Origin of the sequence: Streptomyces griseoruber, from assembly GCF_001514205.1 — a bacterium.
GTDB lineage: Bacteria > Actinomycetota > Actinomycetes > Streptomycetales > Streptomycetaceae > Streptomyces > Streptomyces griseoruber.
Genome location: NZ_KQ948766.1, coordinates 489293 through 508080, shown reverse-complemented (window position 1 = coordinate 508080; position 18788 = coordinate 489293). Strand labels below are relative to the sequence as shown.

At 72.1% G+C, this 18788-nt stretch carries 23 protein-coding genes; 14 read left to right on the top strand and 9 right to left on the bottom strand.

All coding sequences use genetic code 11. The features are described from left to right. Positions 1-4: 4 nt before the first annotated feature. The 3 genes from AQJ64_RS14560 to AQJ64_RS14550 form a co-directional block, all read right to left on the bottom strand. On the bottom strand, positions 5-514 hold the full coding sequence (locus AQJ64_RS14560) for a thiol-disulfide oxidoreductase DCC family protein (protein WP_397800701.1): 510 nt from the start codon (positions 512-514) through the stop codon (positions 5-7). A 5-nt stretch (positions 515-519) separates the two neighbouring features. Then, positions 520-927 (bottom strand): hypothetical protein, encoded by a 408-nt coding sequence (locus AQJ64_RS14555; protein WP_055636693.1) that lies wholly within the window; start codon positions 925-927, stop codon positions 520-522. Positions 928-1020: 93 nt separating this feature from the next. Continuing rightward, entirely contained in the window at positions 1021-1431 is a 411-nt protein-coding gene (locus tag AQJ64_RS14550) for a VOC family protein (protein WP_055636692.1), read from the bottom strand. 68 nt (positions 1432-1499) lie between these two features. Here AQJ64_RS14550 and AQJ64_RS14545 point away from each other — a divergent pair, with 68 nt between their 5' ends. The 6 genes from AQJ64_RS14545 to AQJ64_RS14520 all read left to right on the top strand — a co-directional run bounded on the left by AQJ64_RS14545 (position 1500) and on the right by AQJ64_RS14520 (position 6337). Continuing rightward, on the top strand, positions 1500-2678 hold the full coding sequence (locus AQJ64_RS14545; RefSeq protein WP_157881071.1) for a hypothetical protein: 1179 nt from the start codon (positions 1500-1502) through the stop codon (positions 2676-2678). 122 nt (positions 2679-2800) lie between these two features. Then, positions 2801-3250: a TM2 domain-containing protein gene (locus AQJ64_RS14540; RefSeq protein ID WP_059202677.1), complete on the top strand. Its 450-nt coding sequence runs from the start codon at positions 2801-2803 to the stop codon at positions 3248-3250. Further along, positions 3243-3644, top strand: coding sequence for a DUF2752 domain-containing protein (locus AQJ64_RS14535; RefSeq protein WP_055632040.1), 402 nt, complete (start codon positions 3243-3245; stop codon positions 3642-3644). The genes AQJ64_RS14540 and AQJ64_RS14535 overlap by 8 nt, the downstream gene beginning before the upstream one ends. A gap of 295 nt (positions 3645-3939) precedes the next feature. Beyond that, a complete protein-coding gene (locus tag AQJ64_RS14530) occupies positions 3940-4203 on the top strand; it encodes a TM2 domain-containing protein (RefSeq protein WP_055632039.1) in 264 nt (87 codons plus the stop codon). Positions 4204-4375: 172 nt separating this feature from the next. Then, positions 4376-5875, top strand: coding sequence for an FAD-binding protein (locus AQJ64_RS14525; RefSeq protein WP_055632038.1), 1500 nt, complete (start codon positions 4376-4378; stop codon positions 5873-5875). Between the two features lie 18 nt (positions 5876-5893). Then, positions 5894-6337, top strand: coding sequence for an SMI1/KNR4 family protein (locus AQJ64_RS14520; protein WP_055632037.1), 444 nt, complete (start codon positions 5894-5896; stop codon positions 6335-6337). 6 nt (positions 6338-6343) lie between these two features. Here AQJ64_RS14520 and AQJ64_RS14515 read toward each other — a convergent pair whose 3' ends face one another. The 6 genes from AQJ64_RS14515 to AQJ64_RS14490 all read right to left on the bottom strand — a co-directional run bounded on the left by AQJ64_RS14515 (position 6344) and on the right by AQJ64_RS14490 (position 11298). After that, a complete protein-coding gene (locus tag AQJ64_RS14515; protein WP_055632036.1) occupies positions 6344-6943 on the bottom strand; it encodes a Uma2 family endonuclease in 600 nt (199 codons plus the stop codon). A 167-nt stretch (positions 6944-7110) separates the two neighbouring features. Next, positions 7111-7872: a succinate dehydrogenase iron-sulfur subunit gene (locus AQJ64_RS14510; protein WP_055632035.1), complete on the bottom strand. Its 762-nt coding sequence runs from the start codon at positions 7870-7872 to the stop codon at positions 7111-7113. Next, on the bottom strand, positions 7872-9629 hold the full coding sequence (gene sdhA, locus AQJ64_RS14505; RefSeq protein WP_055632034.1) for a succinate dehydrogenase flavoprotein subunit: 1758 nt from the start codon (positions 9627-9629) through the stop codon (positions 7872-7874). Before sdhA ends, AQJ64_RS14510 begins: the two co-directional genes overlap by 1 nt. Before the next feature lie 19 nt (positions 9630-9648). Further along, positions 9649-10131, bottom strand: coding sequence for a succinate dehydrogenase hydrophobic membrane anchor subunit (locus AQJ64_RS14500; RefSeq protein WP_055632033.1), 483 nt, complete (start codon positions 10129-10131; stop codon positions 9649-9651). A gap of 5 nt (positions 10132-10136) precedes the next feature. After that, positions 10137-10517: a succinate dehydrogenase, cytochrome b556 subunit gene (gene sdhC / locus AQJ64_RS14495; protein WP_079061657.1), complete on the bottom strand. Its 381-nt coding sequence runs from the start codon at positions 10515-10517 to the stop codon at positions 10137-10139. A 190-nt stretch (positions 10518-10707) separates the two neighbouring features. Then, positions 10708-11298, bottom strand: coding sequence for a 2-oxo-4-hydroxy-4-carboxy-5-ureidoimidazoline decarboxylase (locus AQJ64_RS14490; protein ID WP_079061656.1), 591 nt, complete (start codon positions 11296-11298; stop codon positions 10708-10710). A 201-nt stretch (positions 11299-11499) separates the two neighbouring features. On the opposite strand from AQJ64_RS14490, the gene AQJ64_RS14485 reads away from it, so the two are divergent. The 8 genes from AQJ64_RS14485 to AQJ64_RS14450 all read left to right on the top strand — a co-directional run bounded on the left by AQJ64_RS14485 (position 11500) and on the right by AQJ64_RS14450 (position 18753). Continuing rightward, positions 11500-13164, top strand: a complete 1665-nt coding sequence (locus AQJ64_RS14485) for a beta-N-acetylhexosaminidase (protein ID WP_079061655.1) — start codon at positions 11500-11502, stop codon at positions 13162-13164. 128 nt (positions 13165-13292) lie between these two features. Further along, positions 13293-13844, top strand: coding sequence for a hypothetical protein (locus AQJ64_RS14480; protein ID WP_055632031.1), 552 nt, complete (start codon positions 13293-13295; stop codon positions 13842-13844). A gap of 200 nt (positions 13845-14044) precedes the next feature. Then, complete coding sequence (locus tag AQJ64_RS14475; RefSeq protein WP_055632030.1) at positions 14045-14485, top strand: hypothetical protein; 441 nt, start codon at positions 14045-14047, stop codon at positions 14483-14485. 87 nt (positions 14486-14572) lie between these two features. Further along, the gene (locus tag AQJ64_RS14470) at positions 14573-15025 is read left to right on the top strand and encodes a hypothetical protein (protein ID WP_240512484.1); all 453 of its coding nucleotides are present in this window, start codon (positions 14573-14575) and stop codon (positions 15023-15025) included. A 122-nt stretch (positions 15026-15147) separates the two neighbouring features. Continuing rightward, positions 15148-15783, top strand: coding sequence for an RNA polymerase sigma factor (locus AQJ64_RS14465; protein ID WP_055632029.1), 636 nt, complete (start codon positions 15148-15150; stop codon positions 15781-15783). Between the two features lie 130 nt (positions 15784-15913). After that, entirely contained in the window at positions 15914-16669 is a 756-nt protein-coding gene (locus AQJ64_RS14460; RefSeq protein WP_055632028.1) for a hypothetical protein, read from the top strand. Positions 16670-17014: 345 nt separating this feature from the next. Beyond that, positions 17015-17674, top strand: coding sequence for an RNA polymerase sigma factor (locus tag AQJ64_RS14455; RefSeq protein ID WP_055632027.1), 660 nt, complete (start codon positions 17015-17017; stop codon positions 17672-17674). Then, positions 17674-18753, top strand: a complete 1080-nt coding sequence (locus AQJ64_RS14450) for a hypothetical protein (RefSeq protein ID WP_055632026.1) — start codon at positions 17674-17676, stop codon at positions 18751-18753. Before AQJ64_RS14455 ends, AQJ64_RS14450 begins: the two co-directional genes overlap by 1 nt. Positions 18754-18788 lie beyond the last annotated feature (35 nt).

The following is an 18788-nucleotide window of genomic DNA, read 5'->3' as shown; positions in this document are numbered from 1 at the left end:
GAGCCTAGTCAGTTGTGCAGGAGCCGTCGGCACAGGAGGGCGGGGTGTAGGTCCAGCCGCGCCGGGGGTCGAAGGACCAGCCGTCGGCGGTGTGGTACGCGCCGCCGCCCCAGCCCGTCTCCTTGCGCCGCGCCCCGCGCCACTTGGCGGCGGCCAGGACCGCGCCCTTGGCGAGCCTCGCGCCCGCGGGGGTGCTCAGCCGGTGGGCGAGCGGCCGGTGCTCGCGCAGCGCCCACAGGGTGACGATCCAGGCGGCGGCGCCCCGGTAGACCTGGCCGCCGTCGCCGACGACGGTGATCTCCTCGAGGGTGGCGCGGTGGTCGAGCCCCGGGAAGCGGGCGGCCGCCTCGGCGGATCCGGCCGCGACCGGCTCCACCGGGACGAGCTGCGGCTGCCGGACCAGCCAGTCGCGGACGAAGGCGCACAGGGCGCAGTCGGCGTCGTAGAGGACGGTGAGCCGGCGGACCGGGACCCCCGTGGTGTCCCGGTCGCCGGGTACGGCCGTGGTGGTCACGGCCGTCACGCCCCGGCCCGCGGGGCGGTCCAGCCCTGCGGGGCGACCGGCGGGAGCTGCTCCCGCTCCATGATCCCCCGCCGCCGGATCCGGTTGAGCACGTACACGTTGCCCAGGTGCATCACGCCGAGCACCAGCAGCACCACGCCCAGCTTGGTCGACAGGGCCTCGAAGATGCCGCGGGTGTCCTCGATGGTGTCGTCGCCGCTCAGGTAGAGGGCGACGAAGCCGAGGTTGACGAGGTAGAAGCCCACCACGAGGAGGTGGTTGACGGCGTCGGCGAGCTTCTCGTTGCCGTGCAGGACGTCGGAGAGGAAGACCCGTCCGTTCTGGCTGAGGGTGCGGGCGACCCAGACGGTCAGACCGATGCTGACGGCCAGGTAGATGACGTAGGCGATGACGGTGCGATCCATGGCGTCCCCCTTGTTGAACGTGTTCAAAAAGCTGACAGGGATGACTGTAGCCCAGTTTTGAACGTGTTCAAGACAAGGGGGATGGGATCTGGGTCACGGCCTCCGGCCCAGCTCCGGCCGCTTGGTGTAGTCGGCGAACCCGAGGACGTTCCCCCAGGGATCGGCGACCTCGACGGTCCAGCCCGTCGCCACGGAGAACGGCGGATCGAGCGGCGCGATCCCGGCGTCGGCCAGCCGCCGTGCCGCCACGCGCGCGTCCGGCACCTCGAGCCAGAGGCGCGGCGTCGCCCAGGGCGGCGGCCGGTGCCCCAGGGCCTCCTCCCGCCGCAGCAGGATCCCGGGCGTCTCGGCCCCGACCTTCAGCAGCGCGATCCCGCCCTCGTCGAACCGGAACGCCACCGCGAACCCGGCCCGCTCGTAGAACCGCACGGCCTCGCCGAGGTCGCCGACGGGCAGCAGGACGTTGTCGAACCCGAGCAGTTCGTAGGACTCGTCATCTGACATACCGTCAGAATAGGTGCCCGGTCCCCGTGAACCGGTGATTGTCGGTGGTGACTCGTACGGTTGGGGGCATGGAAGGGGGGACCGACATGCGCACCCCGCAGTCCCACGCCGACCGGCTGCGCAACCGCGTCGCGGCCGGTGACACCGGCCTGATCGCCGACGAGGTGCTGCGCATGCTCGCCTCGAACCGGGGCCACTGGCAACGGGGCTGGGACAAGGTGCTCGACCAGCTCCGCGCCCTCCCCGCCGACCGCCGCGCCGCGCTGCGGCGGGCGCTCGCCGACCGGCATCCCGCGCGGCAGGGGGAGAACACCGGCAACACCGGTAACACCGGCAACACCGGCAACACCGACGACGCCGGTAGCGCCGGTAGCGCCGACAACGCCGACGACATGGACGGCATCGACCTGCGCTGCGGCGCACTGGTCGTCCGTACGTACCTCTCCGAGGGCCTGCCCGCCGACCCCCGGGAGGACGCCTGCCTGGCGGCCGACCGCCGCGCCGCCCTGGACGGCCTCGGCCGCCGCCGCGCCTTCCATCCGGCCGCCCGCTTCGAACTCCTCGCCGAGGCCGAACTCGCCGCGGGCCGCGCCCTGTCCGCGCCGGTCGTGGCGGCCTTCCGGCGTACGGCGCGGGAGGCGGAGTACGAGGACGCGCAGCCCCTGATCCGGCTGGCGGACCGGCTCACCGACCCGGTGCTCGACGTCGGCGAGGCCTGGGCGGACCGGGCCCTGCGGGACACCGCCGCCTCCGCCGCTCCCGCCGCCTGGCAGGCCCTGCTCGCCCACGCCGCCACCGCGACCGCGTCCCGGCCCACCGCCCGGTGGGACACCCGTGCCCGCGCCCTCCTCGCCCCGCTCGACCCCGGCCTCGTCCGTGCGACCGTCCTCGACTGGCTCGCCCTGGTGGGCCGCCCCCGTACCCTCCTCCTCCGGCGCCACCCCCACGAGCCGGACATCGACGCCACCTACGACCCCCACAACGCGACCGCCCTGCGCGGTCTGGCCTGGCTCCTCTCCCTGCTTCCGGCGCACCCCGACACCGCCCGCGCCCTCGGCCGCCTCGCCGAGACCTCCCTGGTCCCGGTCCCCGGCCACGGCCCCCGCGGCCCCAAGGTGGCCAACGCGGCCGTGCTGGCCCTCTCCCGCCTCCCCGGCGACCCGGGCCGCACGGAACTCGACCGCCTCGCCGCACGGGTGACGTACCGGAGCACGGCCCGGCTGATAGCGGCGGCGATCGCCCGCTGACCGAAGCGTGCCCTGTCTTGACCACCCCCGGCTTCTCCGAGGCCTGTTTTCTGCTGCAAGATGACGTGCACCCACATTGCACGCAGATTTTCCGCTCATCCGACCAACGGGGAGAACTCGCCTTGTCCGAACAGCCGCAGCAGCCCCACCAGCCGCCCCAGCCCGGGTACGGCTACCCCAACGCCGGCGCCCCCGGCCCGTACGGCGCCGCCCAGCCCGGCCCCTACGGCTACCCGCAGCCGGGCCAGCCCCAGCCGGGCTACCCGCCGCAGGCCGGCTACCCCGCCCCCGGCTACGTGCCGCCGGGCACCTACACCGGTGACCCCCAGGCCCCCTACGGCTACGACCCCTACGGGCGCCCCTACTCCGACAAGTCCAAGATCGTCGCGGGCGTTCTCCAGCTGACCCTGGGCACCCTGGGCGTGGGCCGCTTCTACATAGGCCACGTCGGCATAGGCCTCGCCCAGCTGTTCACCTGCGGCGGCCTCGGCATCTGGGCGCTGGTCGACGGGATCATGCTCCTGACGGGCAACAACACGACGGACGGCAACGGGCGGGTCCTGCGTGGCTGAAGCGGAGCGCCCGTCCGCGCCGCGACACCCGGCGGCGGCACCCCTCGCGGTGCTGGCCGCCGGCGCGGCGGGCTCCGCCTATCTCTACGGCACCAACCCCCACCAGAGCGGCCATCTGCTCCCGCAGTGCCCGTTCCGGCTCGTCACCGGTCTGCTCTGCCCCGCCTGCGGCGGCACCCGCATGGTGTACGACCTGATGCACGGTCACTTCACCCAGGCCTGGCTGGACAACCGCGTCCTGCTGCTCGCCTCGCCCTTCGCCCTCGCCCTGCTCGCCCGCTGGGCCTGGGAGGGCCTGCACGGCCGTAGCTGGCGGCCGGGTCTCAGTGGCCGTGGCGTGGCCGTGGTGCTCGGTGTCGCGGTGACCTGGATGATCGTCCGGAACGTCTTCTAGGCACGGTTCCGCGCCTCCAGGATCATGCGCCGCCCGTCAGGCGTCCGAAAAGATTGCGGACTTGGCGGATTTTGATCACGGAACAGGAACGATCAGTCCTGGCTACTCCCTTTCGCCCCACTGGTCTCTTTACTCTCACCAAACCAGGGGGACGTTCGTGCGTGGTCGACACCATGCGCGGACGTGGTCGTCGACGGCGGTCGACGCGCAGGAGCAGCAGGTCGCATCCCTCCTGGAGTCCCCGTCCGGAGCAAACAGGCTCCGGTCACCCGAAGTCATCCCAGGAGCAGTTCTCATGACCGTCCCCACTCCCGAGGCCCCCTACGGCGTCGACCCGCTCGGCCGCCCGTACTCCGACAAGTCGAAGATCGTCGCCGGTATCCTCCAGCTCTTCCTGGGGACCCTCGGCATCGGTCGCTTCTACGTCGGCTCGGTCGGCGTCGGCATCGCCCAGCTCCTGACCTGCGGCGGCCTCGGCTTCTGGGCCCTGATCGACGGCATCCTGTTCCTCACGAGCAACGACCGCACCGACAGCCAGGGCCGCGTCCTGCGCGGCTGAGCCCAAGGCGTCGTCTTCGGCGAGGGCCCCACTCCTGCGAGTCCGTCGAGGAGCGGGGCCCCCGCCGTTCCCACGGTGCGACCCGGGACGCGAAACCCCGGCACGACGGGGCGAACTGTCCTAGGCTGGCGCGGATTTGAGGAGTTCGCGCAGCTCGAGAGGTGGCATTCGCATGTCCCGCACACCGTCAAGGCGCACCGTCTTACAGGGAGTCGCGCTCGCCGGAGCCACCGTGACCGGCTTCGACCCCGCCACCAGAAGCTGGGCCGCGGCATCGCCGGAGACGGCATCGCCGGGGAACGGTGCCCCGCCGGCCGGACCGGCCAGGATCCCCCGGCTGGACGGCACCCTCGTCACGGACGCCTCCTCGCTCACCGCCGCGGCCGACGACTTCGGGCATATCGTGCACCATCGCCCCTCGGCCGTCCTGCGCCCGGGCTCGGTCCGTGACGTCGTCGCCATGATCCGGTTCTGCAACGACCACCGTCTGCCCGTCGCGCCGCGCGGCCAGGGACACGCCGCCTTCGGGCAGGCGCAGACGCGGGGCGGCCTGATCATCGAGACCGCGACCCTGGCGGAGATCGGCGACCTGGACTCCGGCAGCACCACGGTCACCGTCGGCGCCGGTGCCCGCTGGAGCGCGGTCGCCCGGGCCACGCTCGCCCACGGCCTCACCCCGCCCGTCTTCACCGACTACCTCGAACTCTCCGTCGGCGGCACCCTGTCCGTGGGCGGCCTCGGCGGCCAGGCCCACCGCCACGGCGCCCAGGTCGACAACGTCACCCAGCTCCGGGTCGTCACGGGAACGGGCGAACTGGTCCGCTGCTCGCCCTCCCGCCGCCCCGACCTCTTCCACGCCGTGCTCGCGGGGCTCGGGCAGTGCGCGGTCATCGTCGAGGCGACCGTGCGGCTCGTCCCCGCGCCCGGGACCGTACGCCACTACCTGCTGACCTACGACGACCTGGACACGTTCCTGGAGGACCAGCGCCTCCTGGTGCGGGAGGCCCGCTTCGACTACGTGGAGGGCCAGGTCTCCGCGGATGCCGGGGGCGCGTTCCGTGTCCACGTCCTCGAAGCCGTGGCCTACGGTCCACCGGTCGGCCCCGAGCCCGACGACACGGTCCTGCTGCGGGGCCTGCGCCACGACCCCGCGACCGTCACCCGCACCGACCGCACCTACTACGACTTCCTCGACCGCATCGCGCCCTTCGTCGCCGAGCTGAAGGAGGCGGGCCTGTGGGCGTACGCCCATCCCTGGCTCGACCTGATGTTCCCCGGCCGGTCCGCCGCGGACCTCGCCGCCCCGCTCCTGGACGCGCTCACCCCCGCCACTCTGGGGCCGGGGGGAGTGGTCCTCTTCTACCCCCTCCTCCGCGAGCGCTTCAGGACGCCTCTGCTGCGCACCCCCGACGACGACGTCTTCCACCTCTTCGACATCCTGCGTACCGTCCCACCGGACGACAGCGCGGCCGTCGACCGTGCCCTGGCGGCCAACCGCGCCGCCTACGACACCGTCCTCGCGGCCGGCGGCACCCGCTATCCCGTGGGCGGCATGCGGCTCACCCGCGACGACTGGCGGACCCACTTCGGCGCCGCCTGGCCCGCCTTGGAGAGGGCGAAGCACACTTACGACCCGAACGGAATCCTGACCCCGGGTCAGGGCGTCTTCTGACTCATGAAGGATCACCGTATGTGGACCGAGCTCATCTCCTCGCTGTCGTCGGACGTGGACCTCGCCCACGGTCCCGGATGCGAGGAGCAGATGCGGGTGGCGGAAGTGGTGCTGGGGCACCCGCTGCCCGGGGCGCTGAAGGAGTTCTGGAGCGTGGCGGACGGGGCCCGGGACAAGTACGGCACCGGGATCGTGTGTTCCGTCGGCGAGGTCGTGGACCGGAACCTGGAGTTCAGGAGCTCGGCCGACTTCCGGGAGCTCTACATGCCGTTCGATCCGCTGCTGCTCTTCGGCGAGAGCGCGGGGGGCGACCTCTTCGGTTTCGTCGTCAGGCCCGAGCGGCCGGACATCTTCGTCTGGGAACACGAGAGCGACAGCCGCCGCTGGGTGGCCGGCAATCTGGAGGACTATCTGCGCCGCCGCCTGGGCAGCGGGGATCCGGAGTGGTACGCGTCCTGGTGACCGGGGTCAGTCCTCTGTCTCCGGGCGTCCGGCCTCCAGCAACCGGCTCACGTCCAGGACGACCTTGCCGCCGATGGATTCGGGCAAGGTGACCGACTCGCCGGCGGTGTGGATGTGGTGGGTCGTGTAGCTGTCCCGGACCGGGGCGGTGAGGACGTGGAGGCGCTGATGCCGCCGGTCGATGATGACGTAGACGGGGATTCCGGCCCTGGCGTAGGACGTGACCTTGGTCCGGAGGTCGGTCTTCCAGTTGCTGGAGGTGACTTCCATGACGAGCCGGAAGCAGGCCGGGTCGTAACAACTGTTCTCGACCCGGTGGTCGCGGTAGTCGTCGTCGACTACCGACAGGTCGGGGATCACATAGTCCTCCGGTCCTGTCGGCAGCCAGAGGCCGATACCCGGAAGCGCTCGCACCAGACCGAGTTGCAGGAAAGGAACGGCGAACAGCATCAGGGCTTCGGAGTGCGGGCCGTCCGGTGCTGGGCTCACGAGGATCTGGCCTCCGATGATCTCGACGCGGCGGCCAGGAAGACTCTCCATGATGAGGTTCGCCTCGGCGATCAGCGGCCGGTTCTCTCGGGGCCGCTCGACAGCTGCTGAGGACATCTGGCGCCTCCTGTGGGCTGGTGTCGAGGCCATCATCGTAGGCCGGACGCCCCCCGGATGTCCCTCTTGATCACGTTCACCCGATCGTGGTGTTTGAACGCCCGAGGGCCCCGCCCCCGGTGACGAAACCGGGAGACGGGGCCCTCGTGGACGTACCGGAACGCAGCTCAGAAGCGGCGCGTGATCAGGGCCTTCTTGACCTCGGCGATCGCCTTGGTGACCTCGATGCCGCGCGGGCAGGCGTCCGTGCAGTTGAACGTGGTGCGGCAGCGCCAGACGCCGTCGCGGTCGTTCAGGATCTCCAGGCGCTGCTCGCCGGCCTCGTCACGCGAGTCGAAGATGAAGCGGTGCGCGTTGACGATGGCCGCCGGGCCGAAGTACTGGCCGTCGTTCCAGAAGACCGGGCACGAGGACGTGCACGCGGCGCAGAGGATGCACTTCGTCGTGTCGTCGAAGCGCTCGCGGTCCTCCGCCGTCTGGAGGCGTTCGCGGGTCGGCTCGTTCGTGTCCTTCGTGATGAGGAAGGGCATGACGTCGCGGTACGCCTGGAAGAACGGGTCCATGTCGACCACGAGGTCCTTGAGCACCGTCAGGCCCTTGATGGCCTCGACCGTGATCGGCTTCTCGGGGTTGATGTCCTTGATCAGCGTCTTGCACGCGAGGCGGTTCTTGCCGTTGATCCGCATCGCGTCCGAGCCGCAGATGCCGTGGGCGCAGGAGCGGCGGAAGGTGAGGGTGCCGTCCAGGTCCCACTTGATCTTGTGGAGACCGTCGAGGACGCGCTCCTTCGGGTCGATCTCCAGCTGGAAGTCTTCCCAGACCGCCTCGGCCGAGACCTCGGGGTTGAAGCGGCGGATCCGGAAGGTGACCGTGATGTAGGGGGACGCCGCGGCCTCCGCCTCGACCTTGTCCAGAACAGGGGTTGCCATCAGTACTTACGCTCCATCGGCTGGTAGCGGGTCTGGACGACCGGCTTGTAGTCGAGACGAATGGAATCCGTGCCGTCGTCGCCGACCTCGCGGTACGCCATGGTGTGCCGCATGAAGTTGACGTCGTCGCGGTTGGGGTAGTCCTCGCGGTAGTGACCGCCGCGGGACTCCTTGCGGGCGAGGGCCGACACGGCCATCACCTCGGCCAGGTCGAGCAGGTTGCCCAGCTCGATCGCCTCGAGGAGGTCCGTGTTGAAACGCCTGCCCTTGTCCTGGATCGAGACGTTCTTGTAGCGCTCGCGCAGCTCCGCGATCTTCTCGACCGCCGTCTTGATCGTCTGCTCCGTGCGGAACACCATGACGTTCGCGTCCATGGTCTCCTGGAGCTCCTTGCGCAGGGTCGCCACCCGCTCGGTGCCCGTGGAGCTGCGCAGCTGCTCGATCTGGTCCACGACGAGCTGCGCCGGGTTCTCCGGCAGCTCGACGAACGTCGCGGTCCGCTGGCTGTACTCCGCCGCCGCGATGCCGGCCCGGCGGCCGAAGACGTTGATGTCCAGCAGCGAGTTCGTGCCGAGGCGGTTGGCGCCGTGGACGGACACGCAGGCGACCTCGCCGGCCGCGTACAGGCCCGGCACGACGGTGGTGTTGTCCGCCAGGACCTCACCCTCGACGTTGGTCGGGATGCCGCCCATGGCGTAGTGCGCGGTGGGCTGGATCGGGATCGGGTCCGTGTACGGCTCGATGCCGAGGTAGGTGCGCGCGAACTCGGTGATGTCCGGGAGCTTGGCGTCCAGCTGCTCCGGGGGAAGGTGCGTCAGGTCCAGGTAGACGTGGTCGCCCTCGGGGCCGCAGCCACGGCCTTCGCGGATCTCCGTGTAGATCGAGCGGGAGACGACGTCACGGGACGCGAGGTCCTTCATGACCGGCGCGTACTTCTCCATGAAGCGCTCGCCGTCCTTGTTGCGGAGGATGCCGCCCTCACCGCGGGCGCCCTCCGTCAGCAGGATGCCCATGCGCCAGATGCCGGTCGGGTGGAACTGGAAGAACTCCATGTCCTCCAGCGGCAGCCCGCGCCGGTAGACCGCCGCCTGGCCGTCACCGGTCAGCGTGTGCGCGTTCGACGTCACCTTGAAGAACTTGCCGCAGCCGCCGGAGGCGTAGATGACGGCCTTCGCCTGGAAGACGTGGATCTCGCCGGTGGCCAGCTCGTAGGCGACCACACCGGCGGACTTCCTGACGCCGTCCTCTTCGGTGATCAGCTGGTCGAGGACGTAGAACTCGTTGAAGAACTCCACGCCCTCCTTCACGCAGTTCTGGTACAGCGTCTGGAGGATCATGTGACCGGTGCGGTCGGCCGCGTAGCAGGAGCGGCGGACCGGGGCCTCGCCGTGGTTGCGGCTGTGCCCGCCGAAGCGGCGCTGGTCGATCGTGCCGTTCGGGGTCCGGTTGAACGGCAGGCCCATCTTCTCCAGGTCGAGGACGGAGTCGATGGCCTCCTTCGCCAGGATCTCGGCGGCGTCCTGGTCGACCAGGTAGTCACCGCCCTTGACCGTGTCGAAGGTGTGCCACTCCCAGTTGTCCTCCTCCACGTTGGCCAGCGCGGCGGCCATGCCGCCCTGCGCGGCGCCCGTGTGGGAGCGGGTGGGGTAGAGCTTGGTGAGCACAGCGGTGCGGCTGCGCTTCGTCGACTCGATGGCGGCGCGCATGCCGGCGCCGCCCGCGCCGACGATGACGGTGTCGTACTTGTGGATCTTCATGAGTCTCGTAACCCCGTGCCTAGCGGATGTTCGGGTCGAAGGTGAAGATCACCAGCGTGCCCAGCAGGATGGTGAACACCGTGGCGGTGTAGAGCAGGCCCTTCAGCCACAGCCGGGTGTTCGCGCGCTCCGCGTAGTCGTTGATGACCGTGCGCAGGCCGTTCGCGCCGTGCAGCATCGCGAGCCACAGCATCAGCAGGTCCCAGACCTGCCAGAACGGGGACGCCCAGCGGCCGGCCACGAAGGCGAAGCCGATCTTCGACACACCGCCGTCCAGCACGAGCTGGATCAGCAGGTGGCCGATGACCAGGACGACCAGCACGACGCCGGACAGCCGCATGAACAGCCACGCGGCCATCTCGAAGTTGCCGCGGGTCGAGCGCGGGGTCTTCTTGGTGCGCTTGCGCGGGGCTTCGATGAGGGGCGCCGGGTTGTCGACGTTGTAGATCGAGGGGCCCTCGACGGGGCCGATCCCGGACGCGGTGGTTTCAGTGGTGGCCATCGGTCTCAGCTCCCGAACAGTTCACGAGCGGCGTGGCCGAGGACGGGGTAGATCGCCCCGAGCATCAGCACGACCCAGATGCCCACGACACTCCACAGCATCTGCTTCTGGTAGCGCGGGCCCTTCGACCAGAAGTCGACGGCGATGACCCGCAGGCCGTTGAGCGCGTGGAAGAGGATGGCGGCCACCAGGCCGTACTCGAGGACGGCGACGATCGGGGTCTTGTACGTGGCTACGACCTTGTCGTAGTCCTCGGGGGAGACACGCACGAGAGCGGTGTCCAGCACGTGTACGAACAGGAAGAAGAAGATGAGGACGCCGGTGACTCGGTGAGCCACCCAGGACCACATTCCTTCCCGGCCGCGGTACAGCGTTCCAGCCGGCACGGAAGAACCCTCCGGGAGCGGGGATTGGGGCCTGCCGGCTTGTGCTGTCGGACGGGCCCGGCCGGGTACGGTCCACCGGCCCCCAGCATCGTAGCCACGCCGCGGCGCTGGGCTTACAGCGGGCCTACCGGTGTGATCAAAGTGGCACGCGGATGGGTGAGCGGTGCGGCTTCTGTGGGGGGTTGTGCCGTCATGTGCCGGGTGTGGTGCCGTCTGGGCTGGTCGCGCAGTTTCCCGCGCCCCGCAGGCGGGACATCAATCGCCCTCGTGCGAGGCGGCGGAGTTCGTCTGCCGCCAGTACCCGTTCGTCCTCCGGATCGTTTGTCAATCGTGACCGGATGCCTTCCAGGACGCGGTCCAGGGCCTCGTTCCGGGGTGTGCCGTCCAGGCAGATGACGAAAGCGTGTCCGAATCTGGCCTCGTATGCGGCGTGTGCCGCGCTCAATGCCGTGTGGGCCGCTTCATAGGCGTCTTCCGGCAGAACCGGCGAGGTCTCGGCGGCCAGCGCTTCGGTGAGGTCGGCGGCCGTGAGGTCGTAGGCCGCCTCGTCGCAGGCGGCGAGGAGGGCGTCGACCGTGGGGTAGGGGCGGTGGTCCGCGACTCTGCGTGCCCAGCAGAGGCTGTTCAGGCAGGCGAGGAGGGAGGCGAGGGCCTCTTCGGCCGGGACGGTGTTGAAGGTGTCCACCAGGGTGGCCGGGGGTGTCCGGGTCTGCGCCGGTATCGGAAGGCGGCCGGTGAGGTGGGGAAGACGGTGCGCAGGCAGCGTGGATCCTCGCGTCACGAGTGATGTGGCAGGGGATGTGGTGAAAGGTGTGGCGCAACGTTATCGGGAGTGGTCATCCGGTGTCCGACGCTTGCCCGAATTTCACTCGAACGAGAGAGTTTCGGAACCGTTGGTGGACGCTCTCGGTGACCGTTCGGTGACGTGTTCGGTGAACCGGTCGGCGCGCCCCCGTCACCCGGGCGACGTACGGTTGGCGGGATGAGCAGGCACAGGCATCGGCGTCCGGCGCCGCGGAAGAAGGCCAGGGAGCGGGTCGCGCTGCGGGCCCTGATAGCCGGCGGGCTGGTCGCCGCCCTCGGGGCCGGGGTGGGGCTGTGGGCCTCCGGCGGGGACGACAGCACGCCCACCGCGTCGGCGGCGGGGCAGACCTCCCGGAGCGCGTCCGGCGGTGAGCGGTCCGCCGCCGCCGCGCCGTCCGCCAGTCCCCGCCCGAGCCGCACGTATCCGCTGTCCACCGCCCCGCGCACGATCCCGGCCGTCCGGGGCTTCACGGCGGCGCGCGGACCCGGCTGGCGGCCCGCCGCCGGGCACCGGGTGGTCGTGACCGACCCGCGCCTCGCCGACGAGGGCCGGCTGATCGCCGGTGAGCTGGGGATGTCGTACGCCGGGCAGAAGGGCGACAGCCGGTCCGGGGATCTGCGGCTGACGCTCGGCGGGGGCGGCGGCGCGGAGTCGTACACCCTGACCGTCCGGGACGGGCGGGTCACCGTCAGCGGGCCCTCCGACGCCGGGGTGTTCTACGGGACGCGCACGCTCAAGCAGGAGGTCCGCAAGGGCGGCACGGCCCCGGAGGGCGTCGTCAAGGACGCGCCGGCCAAGCCGCAGCGGGCCTTCTCGCTGGACATCGCCCGCAAGTACTTCTCGCCGGGCTGGATCGAGGACCGGATCCGTGAGCTGGGGGACCTGAAGTACAACCAGTTCGGGCTGCACTTCTCCGACGACCAGGCCTTCCGGATCGAGTCCGACACCCATCCCGAGATCGTCGCCGCGCAGCACCTCACCAAGGCGCAGGTGAAGCAGATCGTCGACCTCGCCGCGTCCCGGCACATCACCGTCGTGCCCGAGATCGACTCGCCCGGGCATCTGGGGGCCGTGCTCGCCGCCCACCCCGAGCTCCAGCTGCGCAATGTCAACGGGGTCGCCAGGCGCGGGGCCATCGACATCTCCAAGGACGCCTCCGCGAAGCTGCTCGACGACCTGCTCGGCGAGTACGCGGGCCTCTTCCCGGGTGCGCAGTGGCACCTCGGCGGCGACGAGTACCAGGCGCTGACCGTGTCGAACCCGGCGGCCTCCTTCCCGCAGCTCGCCGCCGCCGCGCGGCAGCGCTACGGCTCCGGGGCGGGCGTCGCCGACCTCGCCACCGGGTGGCTCAACGACCGCGCCGACACGATCCGGGCCCATGACCGGACCATGCGGGTCTGGAACGACGGCTTCTTCCGCAACTCGACCGTGAAGCCGGCCTCCGACCTGGTGGTCGCGTACTGGACCGGCAAGGAGATCGGGGCGCGGGTGCCGGCCGAGTATCTGAGCGCGGGGCGCAAGGTGCTCAACTACAACGACGAGTACCTGTACTACGTCCTCGGCGAGCCGCAGACCTTCGTCTATCCGACGGGGCAGCGGATCTACGAGCAGTGGACCCCGCGGGTGCTGCGCGGGAGGACGCCGGTGTCCTCGGCGTACGACGCCCAGATCCTCGGCGGGTCCTTCTCCGTCTGGTGCGACCTCGCGAACTCCCAGACCCAGGACCAGGTCGCGGCGGGGATCCGGATGCCGTTGCGGGCCACCTCGCAGAAGCTGTGGGACGCGCGCACGCCGGCCCTGACCTGGGCGCAGTTCAGGACACTCGCGGGGCGGCTGGGCTGAGGCGGGCCCGGTCGGCCCGCCGATCACCCCTTGGCTGAAAATCCACTATGTGACAGTCTTCCTCCGTCGCACGCAGTAAGGGAAAGTGCGGGCTCCGTGAGGGCGGCGCCCTGGCGAGGGAGACGTGGATGAGCCTGGTGGAACTGATCGCTCAGGCCGACGAACGCGGACTGGCCGCCAGTGGGCTGGCTTGTTTGGACCGGTGTGTGCCGCTGCTCGGCGGTGACGACGGGATCCTTCGGCCGCTGTGGGCGAGCCTCGCCGAGGCGGGTGCGGACGAGGACTGGGACAGCGGGCTCGAACAGGTGCGCGGGAAGCTGGAGTCCGGGGAGAACGGCGGCGAGGCGGCGCTGCTCGCCCGCCGGATGCTCGACGCGGCCCCCGCCCGTCGGGCCCCCGCCGAGGTACGGGTGTGGGCCGACGCCTGCTCCGTCGCCTCGCTCCAGATACACCGCCTCCTCGACCCGGCCGAGGACGCCGACTCGGTCGACTCCCGCCGCGCGGGCCGCACGGAGGGCATGCCGCCCCTCGTCGCCGCCGAACTGCGCCGCCAGATCACCGTCCTGGAACTCCTCGCGACCCACGGCCCGGCCGGCCTGCGCCGCGCCCTGGACGTCTCCACGGAGGGCCGCCGAGTCCTGCGGGCCGTGGTCTCCCGCCGAGCCCGCGGCCGCATCTGACCCCACGCCCCACGCCCCTGCGCCGCCGCGGGGAACGCGGCGACCTGCGCCGTCCGCGCCGCCGGGCCCGAGGCGCGCGCTCGTCACCCAAGGAGCGCACGAGGACGCGGAACCCTCACTCCTGTGCGGGTTCCGGGCCGGTTCCGGGAAGGTGCCCGGAACCGCGTGACGGATCATGGCCGCGTGACGCTCTCCCGTACATGACCTGGACGACTCACCCGTTCCCCGCCCGGCCCCAGGCCGCCGTGAAGCCGGTGCGCTGGGCCGCCGACACGCTGATCGCGCTGCGCGAGGGCGCCCGCCTGCACCTCGACCACTCCGCGCAGAGCCTGTGGCGCGTCGACCGGCTGATCGAGGACCTGCGCGCCGAGGACACCCCGTACCCGGCCGTCGAGAACGTGCTGCGCGGCCTCGGGGCGTACGCCGGTGAGGTGGTCGTCCGCCACACCGGCGCCGAGTGGTGGACGGCCGGCGGCGACCACTGGATCCGCACCCCCGACGGCCGCCTCTGGGACCCCATCGACGAGGCCCGCCGGTGCTTCGGCGGCCATGGCTCGCTCCGGCTGCTGTGCCGGGACGCGATGCGGGGCGGACGGGAACAGCGCGACGGACGTGACGGACGACACGTCGGTGACCTGTGATGCTCCGGCGCCGCCGTCCGCTGGGACAGCGGGGAGCCGAGCCGGTTCCCCCTGGACCGAGCGGGCCGAGCGAAGGGGTGGGGACCCATGGGCAGCAGGACGGACGAGCAGCACGGAACGGACCCGTGGGACAGGGGCGCGGCGGACATGCGGGCATGTGCCGGCGCGTTCGTCGAGCGCGCCACCGCACGGCACCGGCTGCCGCTCGACTACTCCCCGGCCAGCCTGCGCCTGGTCGACTTCCTGGCCGACGGGCTGCGCAAGGGCGGCGCCGACCGGGCGCGCGCCCACGACACGCTCGTGGGACTGGGCGCGTACGTCGGTGAGGTGCTGGTCCGCCGCGCGGGCGCGGTCTGGGTGGACCTGGACGAGCCGCAGCGCGGCTGGTTCGGGCAGCCGGTCGGGGTGCGGATGCCCGACGGCCGGGTCTGGAACCCGCTCGGCAAGGTCGTCAACCGCTTCGAGACGGGTGCCCCCGAGGAGTCCCTGCGGACCTTCTACCTCACCCTGCACGGCCGCTCGCGCCGGGTGGCGGCCTGAACGCGGTGAAGGGCCCGCCCCTGACCGGGGCGAACGGCCCACCCTGTGACACTTCTGTGCGGCCGGGCGCTGAAGACCGTGGGGGTGCACCCCCAGCGAATTCCGTACGAACGAGGACAGTCTTGGGCCAGGGAGGGGAACCCCGGCGCGCACAGGCGTACGACGGGGAACTGGGCGCGGCCGTGGCACGGGCCCAGGACGGCGACGAGAGTGCGTTCGCCGTCGCGTACCGGATCGTCCAGCCGGGGCTGCTCGGCTATCTGCGCGGGATCGTGGGGGACGACGCCGAGGACGTGGCCTCCGACGCCTGGCTGGAGATCGCCCGCGACCTCGGGCGGTTCAAGGGCGACGGTGCCGGGTTCCGCGGCTGGACGGCGACCATCGCCCGGCACCGGGCCCTGGACCATCTGCGCCGGCTGCGGGTGCGGCCGAGGGCGGCGGCGCTGGAGCACGAGGTGGTCATGGACCTGCCCGGTCCGCACACCACGCACGACCAGGCGCTGGAGTCGCTCTCCACCGCGCGGGCGCTGGAACTGGTCCGGGGGCTGCCGCGGGACCAGGCGGAGGCCGTGCTGCTGCGGGTCGTCGTGGGGCTGGACGGCCCCGCCGCGGCGCGGGTCCTCGGCAAGCGCCCCGGCGCGGTCCGCACGGCGGCGCACCGCGGCCTGAAACGGCTGGCCCGCCAGCTCGGCGTCACGGACACGAACGGCCGAGGTGTGACGGATGACGGACCCCGCACGCTGGGGGAGTCGAAATGAACGGCCACGGCCGAGCGGTCGGCGGGGCAGCCCGCGGCCACCTGAACAGTCATGATCTCGGGCCGTGTGCACCAGCGGCCGGATCGGCGGCACGCGCGGACGCACGCACGGGACAGAGGCGGAAACGGACATGGGTGAACGGCTGAACGACGGCGGGGAGCCGGTCCGTCGGCGTCCGCACCCGGCCGGGACGGGCCCGGCGGCGGACACGGTCGACCAGGAGCTGGAGGCGCTGCTCGCCGAGGTCCTGCGCGTCACGGGCGGCCCCGTCGCACCGCCCGCGGGCAGCGAGGGCGAGCTGCGGGCCGTGGCCGCCTTCCGGGCCGCCCGGGACGCGGGCGCGCACACGGCCCGTACCCGCCGCCGGGACGACTGGCGGCCCCGTACCCGCCGGTCCGCCGCCCGCTCGCTGCGGGCCACGCTCTCCGTCGCCGTCGCGAGCCTCGCCCTCGGCGGGGTGGCGTTCGCCGCGATCGGGTCCGCCGGCGGGGACCCGGCCGACGCCAAGCGCCCGGAGCGGTCCGCGAGCGCGTCCGAGGGCCGCTCGCAGGCACCGTCGCTCACCCCGTCCCCGGCCGCCCCGGGCACCCCGGCCGGCCGGGACCGCCCGGTGACCGCCGAGGACACCGCGGCCCACTGCCGTGCCTACGAGCGGGTCAAGGACCGGGGCAGGGCGCTGGACTCCACGGCCTGGCAGCGGCTGGTGACGGCGGCGGGCGGCGAGGAGAACGTCGAGGCGTACTGCGCGGCGCGGACGGCGTCGGCCGAGAACGACGGCGGGGCCAACGGCAAAGGCAACGGCAAGAGCAACGGCACCGGCGGCACCACCGACAAGGGCGGGCAGCAGGCCGGGAAAACCCCCAAGGGCAACGCCGGGAAGCAGTAGCCTCTCGCTGCCGAGGCAACGACCGGGGTCGCCACCCCCCACAGGAGAGACCCCGGCCGTCGCGCGGCACGGACCGCGCGGCGGCCCGTACTTCCTTCAGCGCCGGGAGTGCGTTTTCTGTCACACCCCGGTGCCGGTCCGGGACCGTCCCCGACGGGATCACGACTCAGTTGCATGTTGTACGGACATGGACGGGCGACGCTTTCAGGTCGTAACGTGCCTTTCGCGCCGGACGGCCAAGCGGCAGACCACCGCAACGACCAGCGGTCCACCGCAATGACCAGCGGTCCACCGCAACGACCAGCGGTCTCGACCGCGACCATCGACCGACCGAGGAACCACGACGTGGGGGACGACGCGGAGCTGACAGCCGCGGTGCTTGCGGCACAGAACGGGGACGAGACCGCTTTCCGGGCTGTGTACCGCGCGGTGCACCCGCGGCTCCTCGGGTACGTGCGCACACTCGTCGGCGACCTCGACGCCGAGGACGTGGCCTCCGAGGCCTGGCTGCAGATCGCCCGGGACCTGGAGCGGTTCGGCGGTGACGCGGACCGCTTCCGCGGCTGGGCCGCCCGGATCGCCCGCAACCGCGCGCTCGACCACATACGGATGCGCGGCCGGCGCCCCGCGATCGGCGGCGACGAGACCGAACTGACCGGCCGGGCCGCCGAGTGCGACACCGCGGGCGAGGCCATCGAGGCGCTGGCCACCGGCCGCACCCTCGACCTCATCGCCCGGCTCCCGCAGGACCAGGCCGAGGCCGTCGTGCTGCGGGTCGTGATGGGCCTGGACGCCAAGACCGCCGCCGACACCCTCGGCAAGCGTCCCGGCGCCGTCCGCACCGCCGCGCACCGCGGCCTGAAGAAGCTCGCCGAACTGCTCGGCGACGATCCGGAGACCGCCGGGGTGCTCGACGCCCTGCCTCCCCAGCGAAGGCCGCGTTCACGCGCGGTAACGTCCGCGAGTGTGACGCAAGCGAGCGCGCGGACGCAGAAGGACATGTGATGGCCGACAAGCAGGACAGGTGGCTCGACCGCGAGACGGCGGAGCGTCTGCTGCGCGGTGAGTCACCCGAGAACGCTGTCGCCCCGGAAGCCCATGACCAGGCGGAACGCCTCGCCAGAACGCTTGCCGCGCTCTCCGCGCTGGGCGCCGAACCGCTGCGGGCCGACGAGGAGCTCCCCGGTGAGGCGGCCGCCCTGAAGGCCTTCAGCGAGGCCCGGGCAGCCCGTGAGTCGCGCACCGAGTCCCACACGTCACAGCAGTCGCGTACGTCACACCCGTCGGCGTATCCGGGCGACGCCGGACTGGTCCGCATCGGCGGCCGCCCCGGCGCCGATCGCAACGGCGAACGGGCACACCGCCGTTGGAGCCGCCCGCTCAGGCTCGGGCTGGCCGCCGCGGTGGCCGCCGGGATGCTCGGCGGGGTCGCGGTGGCCGCCGGTACCGGAGTGCTGCCGAGCCCCTTCGACGGGGCCGGACCCGAACCCGGGGCCTCCGTCTCCGGCGCCGCGAGCCCCGACCGCCCGCTGGTCTCGCCCTCCCCGGAGGCCTCCGGCGGCGGCCCGGACGCGGTGGCGCCGGACGGCGGCACCGACCGCGACACCACCGGGGGCACGAAGAGCACCGACGGCTCCTCCACCGCGCCCGGCGCCCGCGGCGGCTGGCCGAAGGGCGTGACCTCGTCCTGCCGGGACATCGAGGCCGGCCGGACGCTGGGCACCCAGCGCCGCCGCACCCTGGAGGGCCTGGCCGGCGGCTGGTCCCAGGTGACGACGTACTGCGCGCACGTCCTCGAGGGCGGTTCCGGCCGGAACACGGGCGACGGGCAGGACGACTCGGACTACCGGAACTCCTGGGGCGACGACTACAGCGGCACCGACCGTGGCGGTCACGACGAAGGGTCGGCCGGGCTGTCCGCCGGTCCCGACGCCGGTTCGGCCGGCACGGGGTACGACCAGGACGACGACCACTCCGGCGGCACCGGCTCGGACGACGACGGCGGCGCCCGGAACGGCGGCACCGGCACCGGCGGCGGGGACAACGGGGGCACCGGCCGCACCGGCGGCACCGGCCGCCACTGACTCCCCGCCCCCGCACGCCCCCTCTGACCTGCGAC

Bases quoted from the DNA above. Each gene is read 5' to 3' on its own strand.
- AQJ64_RS14555 (WP_055636693.1), bottom strand. From the start codon at position 927: ATGGATCGCACCGTCATCGCCTACGTCATCTACCTGGCCGTCAGCATC.
- AQJ64_RS14550 (WP_055636692.1), bottom strand. From the start codon at position 1,431: ATGTCAGATGACGAGTCCTACGAACTGCTCGGGTTCGACAACGTCCTG.
- AQJ64_RS14545 (WP_157881071.1), top strand. From the start codon at position 1,500: ATGGAAGGGGGGACCGACATGCGCACCCCGCAGTCCCACGCCGACCGG.
- AQJ64_RS14530 (WP_055632039.1), top strand. From the start codon at position 3,940: ATGACCGTCCCCACTCCCGAGGCCCCCTACGGCGTCGACCCGCTCGGC.
- AQJ64_RS14525 (WP_055632038.1), top strand. From the start codon at position 4,376: ATGTCCCGCACACCGTCAAGGCGCACCGTCTTACAGGGAGTCGCGCTC.
- AQJ64_RS14520 (WP_055632037.1), top strand. From the start codon at position 5,894: ATGTGGACCGAGCTCATCTCCTCGCTGTCGTCGGACGTGGACCTCGCC.
- AQJ64_RS14515 (WP_055632036.1), bottom strand. From the start codon at position 6,943: ATGTCCTCAGCAGCTGTCGAGCGGCCCCGAGAGAACCGGCCGCTGATC.
- AQJ64_RS14510 (WP_055632035.1), bottom strand. From the start codon at position 7,872: ATGGCAACCCCTGTTCTGGACAAGGTCGAGGCGGAGGCCGCGGCGTCC.
- sdhA (WP_055632034.1), bottom strand. From the start codon at position 9,629: ATGAAGATCCACAAGTACGACACCGTCATCGTCGGCGCGGGCGGCGCC.
- AQJ64_RS14500 (WP_055632033.1), bottom strand. From the start codon at position 10,131: ATGGCCACCACTGAAACCACCGCGTCCGGGATCGGCCCCGTCGAGGGC.
- AQJ64_RS14485 (WP_079061655.1), top strand. From the start codon at position 11,500: ATGAGCAGGCACAGGCATCGGCGTCCGGCGCCGCGGAAGAAGGCCAGG.
- AQJ64_RS14480 (WP_055632031.1), top strand. From the start codon at position 13,293: ATGAGCCTGGTGGAACTGATCGCTCAGGCCGACGAACGCGGACTGGCC.
- AQJ64_RS14475 (WP_055632030.1), top strand. From the start codon at position 14,045: ATGACCTGGACGACTCACCCGTTCCCCGCCCGGCCCCAGGCCGCCGTG.
- AQJ64_RS14470 (WP_240512484.1), top strand. From the start codon at position 14,573: ATGGGCAGCAGGACGGACGAGCAGCACGGAACGGACCCGTGGGACAGG.
- AQJ64_RS14460 (WP_055632028.1), top strand. From the start codon at position 15,914: ATGGGTGAACGGCTGAACGACGGCGGGGAGCCGGTCCGTCGGCGTCCG.
- AQJ64_RS14450 (WP_055632026.1), top strand. From the start codon at position 17,674: ATGGCCGACAAGCAGGACAGGTGGCTCGACCGCGAGACGGCGGAGCGT.